The sequence below is a fragment of the Flavobacterium macacae genome, from assembly GCF_003865365.1.
GTDB lineage: Bacteria > Bacteroidota > Bacteroidia > Flavobacteriales > Flavobacteriaceae > Flavobacterium > Flavobacterium macacae.
The window spans coordinates 87329-99304 of record NZ_RQVR01000003.1 but is presented as its reverse complement, the minus strand read 5'-3'; the positions used below and the strand labels follow the sequence as shown (position 1 = coordinate 99304).

10 protein-coding genes are annotated in these 11976 nt (G+C 36.9%); 6 read left to right on the top strand and 4 right to left on the bottom strand.

Translation table 11 applies throughout. The features are described 5' to 3' along the window. Window positions 1-26: 26 nt before the first annotated feature. The 3 genes from EG849_RS03785 to EG849_RS03775 are packed head-to-tail and all read right to left on the bottom strand — an operon-like array spanning window position 27 to window position 4450. Window positions 27-638, bottom strand: coding sequence for a hypothetical protein (locus tag EG849_RS03785; RefSeq protein WP_125011756.1), 612 nt, complete (start codon window positions 636-638; stop codon window positions 27-29). A gap of 36 nt (window positions 639-674) precedes the next feature. Next, a complete protein-coding gene (locus tag EG849_RS03780) occupies window positions 675-2030 on the bottom strand; it encodes a hypothetical protein (RefSeq protein ID WP_125011755.1) in 1356 nt (451 codons plus the stop codon). Window positions 2031-2047: 17 nt separating this feature from the next. Then, window positions 2048-4450, bottom strand: coding sequence for a TonB-dependent receptor (locus EG849_RS03775; protein ID WP_125011754.1), 2403 nt, complete (start codon window positions 4448-4450; stop codon window positions 2048-2050). A 220-nt stretch (window positions 4451-4670) separates the two neighbouring features. Between EG849_RS03775 and EG849_RS03770 the strand changes: the two genes are divergently transcribed. The 5 genes from EG849_RS03770 to EG849_RS03750 all read left to right on the top strand — a co-directional run bounded on the left by EG849_RS03770 (window position 4671) and on the right by EG849_RS03750 (window position 8790). Next, complete coding sequence (locus EG849_RS03770) at window positions 4671-5621, top strand: isopenicillin N synthase family dioxygenase (protein WP_125011753.1); 951 nt, start codon at window positions 4671-4673, stop codon at window positions 5619-5621. Between the two features lie 69 nt (window positions 5622-5690). After that, window positions 5691-6023, top strand: a complete 333-nt coding sequence (locus tag EG849_RS03765) for a translation initiation factor (protein WP_125011752.1) — start codon at window positions 5691-5693, stop codon at window positions 6021-6023. Window positions 6024-6072: 49 nt separating this feature from the next. Continuing rightward, a complete protein-coding gene (locus EG849_RS03760) occupies window positions 6073-6939 on the top strand; it encodes a nucleoside phosphorylase (RefSeq protein WP_125011751.1) in 867 nt (288 codons plus the stop codon). 48 nt (window positions 6940-6987) lie between these two features. Beyond that, complete coding sequence (locus tag EG849_RS03755; RefSeq protein ID WP_125011750.1) at window positions 6988-7836, top strand: substrate-binding domain-containing protein; 849 nt, start codon at window positions 6988-6990, stop codon at window positions 7834-7836. A gap of 21 nt (window positions 7837-7857) precedes the next feature. Beyond that, window positions 7858-8790, top strand: a complete 933-nt coding sequence (locus tag EG849_RS03750) for a transglutaminase domain-containing protein (RefSeq protein ID WP_125011749.1) — start codon at window positions 7858-7860, stop codon at window positions 8788-8790. A gap of 201 nt (window positions 8791-8991) precedes the next feature. Here EG849_RS03750 and EG849_RS03745 read toward each other — a convergent pair whose 3' ends face one another. Next, complete coding sequence (locus EG849_RS03745; protein ID WP_125011748.1) at window positions 8992-9657, bottom strand: uracil-DNA glycosylase; 666 nt, start codon at window positions 9655-9657, stop codon at window positions 8992-8994. A 146-nt stretch (window positions 9658-9803) separates the two neighbouring features. Between EG849_RS03745 and EG849_RS03740 the strand changes: the two genes are divergently transcribed. Continuing rightward, a complete protein-coding gene (locus EG849_RS03740; protein ID WP_125011747.1) occupies window positions 9804-11975 on the top strand; it encodes an endonuclease MutS2 in 2172 nt (723 codons plus the stop codon). Window position 11976 lies beyond the last annotated feature (1 nt).

The window sequence follows — 11976 nt, the reverse complement described above, 5'->3', positions numbered from 1 at the left end:
ATGCCTTATGAACACTAACCTAAATATTATTTTTTAGCTGCTGGTTTTTGACCCTTCACTAGTTCTAAGAATGCCGTATTTTGCTCTTCTGATAAAACTTGTTTCATCGCATTTTTTCTTTCGGCATCATATTTATCCCAATACTCTTTTGCCAATTCTCCATTTCCATGGTATAAATCGTGTGCGTCTTGGTAGGCTTTTTCGAAAGCATTGTTTGCTGCTTCCAACATCTTTGCCTGCTGTTCATCCAGAGCCAAATCTGTTTTGATTTTAGCTAAAAGCGCATCATCATAACGAGGTCTTTTTCTTGAATTCTTTGCTACGAAATCTGAATATTTTTGAAGTTGCGCTTCATTTAAAAAAGCAGCCATGTCAGCAGTTTGCTGCACGTTTCTTTCTTCCATCTTTTTAAACATCTCCACACGGTCTGGTTTTGCACCATCAGTTGCCGCTGCCTTGCTTTCTTCTGCAATTTTAGCATATTTTGCAACTACTTCGTCATAACTTTTTTCTTGTTCTGCTGTCAAGGCTAATTCTGCTTTTGCAGCGTTGTAATCCACGCCTTTTCTTTTTTTCTCTTCTTTGTTGCAAGAAACTAATACTAAAGAAAATGCAAGTGCTGTGATTATTGATTTCATATTGTTTTGTATTTTAAAATTTATATGCTGTATTTGTTAGAACGCTCCAATAAAGTGATTTCCTGGTTTGTTGATCAATCTGGCACCTTTAGTTACCGCACCGGTAAGGCTATTGATTACATAGATATTTCCATCTTGGCCCACCGGCGCAATTGTTACATATACATCGTATCCGTCAACAACAAAACCTTGGTACTGGAAGAAATACATATCTGTGCTGTATGGCAAGTCAATTTGCTGTGCTGTTTTTGCATTCAAGTCCACGCGAGCCATGAAACTTTGAGGCTGATCAGTTAATCCTGATACAGAAGCGCCATCGTGCGTGTACATTATCAATGCAATTCCGTTACCAACGTATCTCCAGTTTTCAATGTATGAATTTGTTACTCCTAATGCTGCATCTAAACTGAAAACAAAACTGTTATCGTACGTATTGTTTTGGTTGATTTTTAAGATGTGTGAACCGCCTGCATCTCTTTGGGTCGCCTGGTAGATATTTCCGTCGTCAGCCAAAAAGCTGTTGAAAGAACGGTATCCGCTGGTGTCGCCAAAACCAACTGTTGAGGTAATGATGGTTGGATTTTGTAAAGAAGGATAATCCACAACTACTGATTTAGAACCTAAATGCTCAAAAGTAGTTTCGTTAGCACCTGTAGCCGGATTTGTTTTACGCATCCACGTACCGATGATCAATTTGTTACCTGCTTTATTTAAAACTGGTGCATCTAACCTGAAGATGTGGTGCCCTAAAACTTCTTCTGCTGCAGTTAATGCAATTTCATACGATTTAGTTCCAGAAATTAATGCATTTTGCATGTCTAAAGTCAAAACTGTAGCCGTACCTCTCGTATTGCTATACGCACCAGTTCCATCGGTGTGAACTACTGGCGCTGTTACATTTACTGCAACACCCGTTTTGTCACCGTCAAATAGTTTCACCCATCTTGGACTTGCACTTGCATATTGTGCAATGTTTACCACACCACCTGTTGGCGAGAAGTTTTGTCCTCCACCCACTATATATTTAGAAAATTCTCCTCCGTTACCACCGCCATAAGCAATATTAAAGAAGGTAAAACCATCTTCAGACGATTGCAAACGAGCAGTTCTTGCTGAAGGCACTACATATCCATTATCAAAAACGTTAACTGATTTGTTTGGGTCTTTGGCATCGTCCTTACTGATAGAGTAAATCAATGTTCCCCCGTTTCCATCTCCTGGAACACCATCTGTTGTTCCCATAACTGCTCCAGCAACTGTGATCCATCTGCCTTCAGTGATAGGCGGTTCAGTTGTTCCAGATCCATTTGTATCATCATCCCCACAGCTCGTTAAAACTAACGAACCTAAAACGGTTGCTAAAGTGAATAACTTAAAAAATTTTCTTTTCATTGGATATATATGTGTATTTAGAAATTATTGAATACGTAATTTAATTTTAGGTAAAAAGCGCTTCCTGGTTTTTGAACTCCCATGTTATCAAAAGCTTGCTTGTTAAAGATATTTTTAGCATCAAAGCTGATAATCAATTTATTATTAGGAAACATATAACTCAAGCCTAAATCTTGAATGTTTTGCTGAGGTATATCAAAATAATCTAGCCCCGCGTTGTTGCTTCCTGGTGACATTATGTAATTAAATGTATCAACGAAGAAGTAATTGTAAAACACGTTAAGTTTTGATTTTTTACCCAAAAGATCTTTAAAGGTGTAATTTAGTCCTGCATTGATCGTAAAAAAAGGTTCATTTGGAAGCGCTCTTTTTCTGTTGTAAATGTCTGTAGTCGTCAATTCAAATTTTGATGTATTGAATGTAAAATTCAAATTGTTGTCAAACGTATAGTTCAATTCAAAATCAAATCCTTTTGACTTCGCGTTTCCTTGATTGACATAAGGCAAAACTTGAATATTGCTATTAATCAATGTTTGAACGGGACGACCGATTCTATCTTGGATATCTCTAATAAATCCGTTAACGGCAAAAGACAAAGCGTGTTTTTTAAATTCAAATGTTCCCAGCTTAAACCCAAGATTTACGTTTTCACTTGTTTCGTTTTTGATGTTCGGATTTTCTACAATGTTATCACCTGCATCTCCAAAAACCTCATTTTCATTTGGCATTCGAACTGCTTTTTCAGCAGATGCCAAAACAGTTACTGTCGGTGTAATGATATAAGACGCTGCAATTCCGTATCCTTCGGCTTTCTTATTGCTGCTTACCACTTGTTCCACTCTTGTATTCACACCGTTTATTTGTTCAACGATCGGATTCATTCGTTCAATTTTCTGCTGGTAGTATTTTCCGAATAAAGACGTTTTTAATTTATCATTAAAACCTACAAATTCATACGTCAGTGATGTGATTGTTTTCGATAAATCCCTAGTTCCTTGAAAATTTCTTTCTAAAACTGATTTCAATTCGTCATCATCTTTTCGATCCACAGTATTGAATAAATTATTCACCAATATCTTATGATTGTCATTAAATGCATACGAAACACCTGATCTTACAGAAAAAACATCTCTTTTTATTGTTGCTAAGGTAGCCGCGCCTTGTTGCGCACCGGTATTGCTAAATACTGGATTTCCATTGATGTCATAAGCTCTATTTCCATCCCAGTCATACACACCTCTTACCGTGTCATTTATCATACGGTTTCTTTGTCCGTAGATGGCTTGCAAATTCACTTCCAGTCCTTTTGTCAAGAAATCTTTCTTGCTGTAATTCAGGTTTACCAATTGTGCATCCGATTCATTAAATCTTCCTTTATAAGGAATGGTCATAAAAACACCGTGCTGGTCTTCTTTATAAGCATCTGAAGCGGTAATTCCGATTAAAAAATTATCAGCCCATTTTACATCTGTATATCCCAGTTCGATGACACCGCCCATTGAGCGATAAGCATCGTTGCGTCTTTTTGCTTTTACAAACTCTCTTCTTCCGTTGGGCAAAATGTTGTAAACCATATTTCCCCAAACCTCATAATCATTGTCAGAATAATTTAGAAATCCAGAAGATTTGATTGTAAATCCTGAATTTTCAAAGCGATACAATCCGCTAAAATTAGTTTGCGCCGTATTGAAAGACCCATAAGAAGCAGCAACATTTAAGTTGTTTCTCATTCCTTTTTTCAGGATTACGTTAATGGCGCCACCTAAAGCATCTTCAGACAAATGACCCGGAACGACTCCTTTGTAAACTTCAATTCTTTCAATCATGGCCGGTGGAATGCTGTTTAAGTCGAAAGAAGAACCATAAGTGGAAGCCGGAATTCCATCGATAAAAATCTTTACCGCATTTCCAGACATTCCGTTGATATTAAAATTGGCATCAGATCCTAATCCTCCGTTTTGACGGATTCTTACGCCAGCAGTACGATTTAACAGTTCAATTGTCTGTAAATTGCGCAATCCGGCTTGTTTGGTTTCAATCACATTAACGGCAAAACCTTTTCCTTCGATCTGGCTTTTTGTTGATTCTTTTTTAATTACAACTTCGTCTATTTGAAAATTTGTTTTTCTTAAAAGTACTACTGGAATAAAATTCGTTGGCACCTTAACTTCAATTGCTATTGCTTTTTTATCCGTTTCAAGAGAAGAAAACTCTAAAGTGTATTTTCCATAAGGAATGTTTTCTAATAGAAAATTTCCATCTTGATCAGCAACTGCGCTTTTGTTTATTTCTTTTACAATTACATTGACATTTGAAAACGATTGCGCATCGTTAGATTCAATTTTTCCAGAAACAGTCCCGTTTTGGGCAAAACTTAATACCGTATTAAGTACGAAAAATAAGAAAAAACACTTTTTCATGACCAGTCTTTGTGGGATATTTTTTTAATTCTGGTGCAAAGAACTTCATTATTTATAATAAATCCAAATAAACGCAAATATTTATTTTACTTTTTTTTTCAGTCTCGAATAAAGTAAAATGTTGACGCGTTTTAGAATTTTTAAATGAAATAATCTTTACTTTTGTAACTATTAAGGCGTGACGCCTAGCAAAGTTATTAACATCTATTTTTAAAAGAGTATGCAAAATATTCCTAGTGTTGACTTGCGTGATTTCCTTTCGGACAACCCGGAACGTAAACAAAAATTTGTAAATGAAATCGGAAAAGCATTTGAAGAAATAGGCTTCGTTGCTTTAAAAGGTCATTTTTTAAATGACAAATTGGTGGATGAATTGTACACGGAAATTAAAAACTTCTTTGCCCTCCCATTAGAAACGAAGTACAGCTATGAAATTCCTGGAATCGGTGGCCAAAGAGGTTATGTCGCTTTTGGAAAAGAAAGTGCAAAAGGCCGAAAAGAAGGTGATTTGAAAGAATTTTGGCATTTTGGCCAATATGTAGGCAACGATTCAAAATGGGCTGGCGAATATCCTGACAATGTGCAAGTAAAAGAATTGCCTCGTTTTAATGAAGTCGGAAAAGAAACCTACCAGATGCTTGAAAAAACAGGAATTTATGTCTTGAGAGCTTTAGCCTTGCACCTTGGATTGGATGAATTCTATTTTGACCAATTCGCAAAAGAAGGAAATTCGATCTTGAGGCCGATTCATTACCCGCCGATTACGCAAGAACCTGAAAATGCAATTCGTGCCGCGGCGCACGGCGATATCAACCTGATTACCTTGTTGATGGGCGCTCAAGGTAGAGGACTGCAAGTTCAAAACCACGACGGCGAATGGATTGATGCGATTGCTGAACCTGACGAATTGGTGATTAATGTAGGCGACATGCTTTCACGCCACACCAATAATAAATTAAAATCGACAATTCACCAAGTGGTAAATCCGCCAAGAGAATTGTGGGGAACGTCACGCTATTCGGTTCCGTTTTTCATGCATCCTGTCAGCGATATGCGCCTGGATTGTTTGGAAAACTGCATCGATGAAGAGAATCCAAAATTATACGATGACATTTCTGCCGGAGAATTCCTGTACGAACGTCTGGTTGAGTTGGGATTAATCAAAAAATAAGTTTTACTTTTATATATTTGAAAAGACATTAAGTTTTGCTTGATGTCTTTTCTTTTTAATTTATTTAAAATGGATTTACAAGACCAATTAAAAAACCTGTTTCCAGATCACGAACCTTCCCAAGAAATTGAGGAAGTTTCATCTGAACCAAAAGAACTTTGGATACAAAAAGAGCCGATGATCTGCAAATATGAAAAGAGAAAAGGCAAGCCGACCACAATAATTTCTGGTTATACGGGCGAAGACGAAGATTTTAAAATTCTCGCCAAAGAAATAAAAAGTAAATTAGCTGTGGGCGGAAGTTTTAAAGACGGAGAAATCATCATTCAAGGCGATTACCGCGATAAAATAATGGCCATTTTAAAAGACAAAGGTTTTAAAGTAAAACGCGTGGGCGGTTGATCCTTTGTACAATCATTCAATTTCTAACTATTAAATCATTCAATTACCAATGATACAATCTTCAGAACTAATATTAAATCCAGACGGCAGTGTTTACCATTTGAATTTAAAACCAGAAAATATAGCGCACGATATCATCTTTGTGGGCGACCAAAACCGTGTTGAAAAAATCACGCAGTTCTTTGACAGCATTGAATTTTCAACGCAAAAAAGAGAGTTTAAAACCCAGACGGGAATCTACAAAGGAAAAAGAATTACCGTAATGTCAACCGGAATCGGCCCTGATAATATTGATATTGTAGTTAATGAATTAGATGCTTTAGTCAATATTGATTTAGACACTAGAAAACCGAAAGAAGAACTGACTTCTCTAAACATCATCAGAATCGGAACTTCAGGTTCGTTGCAAAAAGACATTCCTGTCGATAGTTTTGTAATGTCAAAATTCGGATTGGGTCTAGACAATATGCTTCGCTCCTATCTGATTGATAAAATTACGTCGTACGCTATCGAGGAAGCCTTTTTAAATCACACCAACTGGGACATCCGAAAAGGAAAACCGTATGTGGTAAAATGCAGTGAAAAATTAGAAAAGCTGATTGAAAGCGATAAAATCTTCAAAGGCATCACGGCAACTGCAGGAGGATTTTATGGTCCGCAGGGACGCGTTTTGCGATTGGAAATTCAAGATCCAGAATTGAATGATAAAATGGATAATTTCAATTTTGACGATAACAGGATTACCAACCTTGAAATGGAAACCGCTGCCATTTACGGCCTCTCTGCGTTGTTAGGTCACCACGCTTTATCGTTAAATGCGATCATTGCCAATCGTGCAAGCGGTACTTTTAGTGAAGATCCATATAAAGCTGTAGATGAATTGATTGCTTATACTTTAAACAAATTAGTTGAATAGTCAAAAAAAGAATATTTATCGACTAATTTTGAACTTTGAAATAGAAAAATGAAAACAATAAAAATAGCCGGAGTTCCAGAACATTTTAATCTGCCGTGGCATCTTTGCATTGAAAACGGTGAATTTGAAGCCGAAAATATCGACTTGCAATGGACAGATGTTCCTGAAGGAACAGGAAAATTATGCCAAATGCTTCGCAATGAAGAGACTGACATTGCCGTTATTTTAACCGAAGGGATCATTAAAGATATCGTTGCCGGAAATCAAAGTAAAATTGTTCAGGTTTATGTAAAATCGCCTTTAATTTGGGGAATTCACGTATATGCCCAATCAAAATACGAAAATCTTTCGGACTTAGAAAACACTAAAGTAGCTATCAGCCGATTGGGTTCGGGTTCGCAATTGATGGCTTATGTCAACGCGCACAAAGAGGGCTGGAAAACCGAAAACCTAAAATTCGAAATCATCAACACCATTGATGGCGCGGTTGTTGCCTTAAATGAAGGCACTGCAGATTATTTTATGTGGGAACGTTTTATGACAAAACCTTTGGTTGACAACGGCACATTCCGCAGAATCGCTGATTGTCCTACGCCTTGGCCGTGTTTTGTGATTGCGGTTCGAAATGAGATGCTGGAGAAGAACCCAGAAATTATCGAAAAAATCCTTGAAATCATCAACCAGACGACAGCAGACTTTAAAGAAATTCCAAGCATTGACAGGACGCTTTCTGAACGCTACCATCAAAAACAAGAAGACATTCAAGAGTGGCTTTCATTGACCGAATGGTCTCAAGAACAATTAACAGAAAAAATGTTAAACAATGTTCAAAATCAACTCCTGGAACTATCAATTATAGATAAAAAAGGTATTTTTACAGATATCGTTCAAAGCTGAAATACCTGCCTTTAGGCCACTATGACAAAACTCGGAAACATCAATTTTAAAGAAATAAAAGCCAAGCTCCAGGTTAAAAAACCTTGGGACAGTGTCATTATATTGCTTTTAAATATCTTGATTGCCATTCCTGTTTTCATCATTATCCACCAGAAATTAATCGATCCGCAATGGCCGTTTCAATTAGATAGAATCCTACTTTTCTTAGGAATCCTTATCGTCATCCAATTAATTTTAAGGCTTTTGCGCACCATTATCATCGTTTGCATTGTCATTTATTTATTGGTTTTAGTCTTCGGAAGCTTGTTCGGAAACTACGGTTTCAACAGCGTTTTTGAAGATTACCGCTCCATGGTTTATGCCATGTCTGACGACCCGAATCCGCAAGACATCATCATCTCAAAACTGCTTCCATTTCCAAACAAGTCAAAGATTCTGAATGCCATTGAATATGACAATCCAAAGGTCAGGAACTTTGCGCTTTTGGCCACCACCAAATATTTCAGAGATGTAAAAGGCTACAGCGAATACCGTCTTCAAATTCAGTCCTTTGCCGTTTTTAAAGAAATTCAAAACCGCTGGAATTACGTCAACGACCCAAAAGGGAAAGAATATATAGCCAGAGCGTCTGAATCGCTGATTCATTTCTCGGGAGATTGTGACGACCACGCCATTTTGATGGCCGCCGCCGTTCGCGCTGTCGGAGGCACGCCAAGGCTTATTCACACTGGCGGCCACATTTATCCAGAGGTTTTAATTGGTGACAAAAAAGACCTTGAAGCCATCAATTATCTTATAAAAGAAGTTCTATTTAAAGAAGAAAGCAAAGGAAAAGAATTACATTATCACATCGATGAACGTGGTAAAATCTGGCTGAATCTTGATTACACGGCCAAATATCCGGGCGGTCCGTTTATGTCTGAAGAAATTTTAGGAGCCTTGACTTTAGGCTAAAATTTTTAGTTGAAGCCCAACAAATGGCACTTTTAAATGAATTACCTGCTGCAGGAACTCGCTTTAAACCTGTTTGGTCACAGGTTTAAGAGCTCAAACAATTCCAGCATCAGGGCTATTTTTTAAACCTTTAGGGCTTCTTTTAAACTTTCAGCCCACCATTGTCAAAAAAATACTTCGGGTAAAAAAGTAAAGAACACTTTACCAGTTAATTTCTTCTTTTCCAATTGACTTTAAATAATCGTTGGCTTTGCTAAAATGTTTGTTTCCAAACCAAAAACCACGATTCGCACTCAACGGCGAAGGATGTCCTGAATTTAAAATCAAATGTTTTTTGCTGTCAATCAACGATGCTTTCTTTTGTGCAAAACCGCCCCAAAGCAAGAAAATCACATTTTCCTTTTCATCTGATATTTTTCTGATAACCGCGTCAGTAAACGTTTCCCAGCCTTTTTTCTGGTGGCTTCCCGCCTCGCTTTGCCTTACGGTTAAAGTCGCATTTAAAAGCAAGACGCCTTGGTCTGCCCAACGTTCTAAATTTCCGGAAGTTGGTATTGGTCGGTTCAAATCACTTGAAATTTCCTTAAAAATATTTTGCAGAGACGGCGGAAAAGGAATTCCATCATTGACAGAAAAGCACAAACCATTGGCCTGATTTGGTCCGTGATAAGGGTCTTGGCCGATGATTACAATTTTTACATCGTCAAAATGGCAATGGTCAAACGCCGAAAAGATTTGGTTACCTTTTGGGTAGCAAGTCTGGGCCACATATTCTGATTTTACAAAATTGATTAGGTTTTCAAAATATGGTTTTTCAAATTCTTCTGATAAAACCGATTTCCAAGAAGGATGAATTGTGACTTGCATACATATAGTTTAATTGCAAATTTCGGAAAGATTTTTGAAAAAGCGCTAAAACAAATTATAAATCCTTTGGTATAATCCGTAAAACAACTGTGTTTCTTTGGCTTAGTTTTTCGTATTTTTGTATCTAAAATTCGCTAGTATAAAAAATGATCAGCATCACAGATAAAACATTACAAGATTTAGAATTCAATACCGTCTTGCAAGCCATTTCAGAAATCTGCAACACCGATTTAGGAAAAGAAAAAGCATTGAAAATCAAGACTTTAAATAATAAGAAAGAGCTGATGGACAACTTGCACCAGACTTCAGAATATGTTTCTTCGTTTACCAACAATAACGCGATTCCCAACCACGGTTTTGAGTCGATCAACCACGAAATAAAATTTTTGGCGATTGAAGACAGTTTTTTAGAAGTAGGAAGCTTTCGAAAAATTGCCACGATTTCTGAAACGGTTAATGTTTTGTTGCTTTTCTTGAAAAAATTCAACGATTATTATCCGCAATTAAATGCAAAATCATCGCAAGTTGAATACACCAAATTCATCGCCCAAAAAATTGATGAAATCGTAGACAAATACGGAGAAATAAAAGACAACGCTTCTCCTGTTTTGGTAGAAGTCCGCCGAAATATGAACTTGGTTCGTGGCAAGATCAACCAGAGTTTCGGATTGGCGTTAAGCCAATACAGCGGATTGGGATATTTGGACGATATTAAAGAAAGTATTGTTGAAAATCGCAGGGTTTTGGCGGTTTCGGCAATGTATCGAAGAAAAGTTAAAGGCACGATATTAGGAAATTCTAAAACCGGAAGCATCGCTTATATCGAACCCGAAGCTACATTGCGATATTCGCGAGAATTAAGCAATTTAGAATACGAAGAAAGGGAAGAAATTACGCGAATCTTAAAGCAACTGACCAACGATATCCGTCCGCACTTGGAACTTTTGAAAACGTACCAGGAGTTTTTGGCCGACATTGATGTGGTTGCCGGTAAAGCAAAATATGCGAATAAAATCAACGGAATTCTTCCGAATATTATCGAAGAAAAACGATTATTTTTTAGAGAAGCCTTCCATCCTATTTTGTATCTGAACAACAAAAAGAAAGGCGAAGTCACGTTTCCTCAAACCATAGAATTGACGGATAAAAGTCGAATCATTGTAATTTCTGGGCCAAATGCCGGGGGAAAAACCATTTCGCTAAAAACCGTTGGTTTGCTTCAATTAATGTTGCAAAGCGGTATGTTGATTCCGGTTCACGAGCGAAGCGAAACATTTTTGTTTGATCGAATTTTGACGGATATTGGAGACAATCAATCTATTGAAAATCATTTGAGCACCTACAGCTACCGTTTGAAAAATATGAATTATTTCTTGAAGAAATGCAACGATAAAACGTTGTTCCTGATTGATGAATTCGGAACGGGTTCTGACCCTGAATTAGGTGGCGCTTTGGCAGAAACATTCTTGGAAGAATTTTATCACAGGGAAGCTTTTGGAATTATTACAACACATTATTCCAACTTGAAAATCTTGGCAAACGAATTGCCTTTTGCTTCAAATGCCAATATGCTTTTTGATGAAAAATCCCTGGAACCTTTATATAAATTGATTCTCGGTCAAGCCGGAAGTTCGTTTACCTTTGAAGTAGCACAAAAAAACGGAATTCCTTTTGGGTTAATAAATCGTGCCAAAAAGAAAATTGAAGGCGGAAAAGTTCGTTTTGACAAAACGATTGCTACGTTGCAAAAAGAACGCTCCAAGCTTGAAAAAACGTCTCAAAACTTAAAAGAAGAAGAAGTTAGAGCGCGTGAAGAAAGTACTAAAATGCAGAACATCAACGTGAAAATTCAAGATAAATTAGAACGTTATCAAGAATTGTATGATGCCAACCAGCGCTTGATTTATATGGGGCAGAAAGTGGATGATATTTCTGAAAAATACTTCAATAATAAAGATAAAAAGTTTTTGATTGGAGAATTTTTGAAGATGGTGGAAATTGAAAATTCAAAGCGTAAAAAAGTTACGGTTAAAGAAAAGAAAGAAAAAGAGATCATCCAAAAGGAAATCATCAAGGAAGTTGCCGTAAAAGTCGAGGAAATTCGAGAAGAGAAAAAAGAGAAGAAAATCAAAGCCATAAAATTAGAAGCCAACAAGCCCAAACCTATTTTAAAATTGGGCGATCGGGTTCGAATGGTTGATGGAAAAGCGATTGGTACCATTGATAAAATTGAAAAAACAAAAGTCACGGTCAACTATGGAATTTTCACTTCAAAAGTAGCATTAGATTCTTTAGAACTGGTTGAAGCAAAAAAATAAA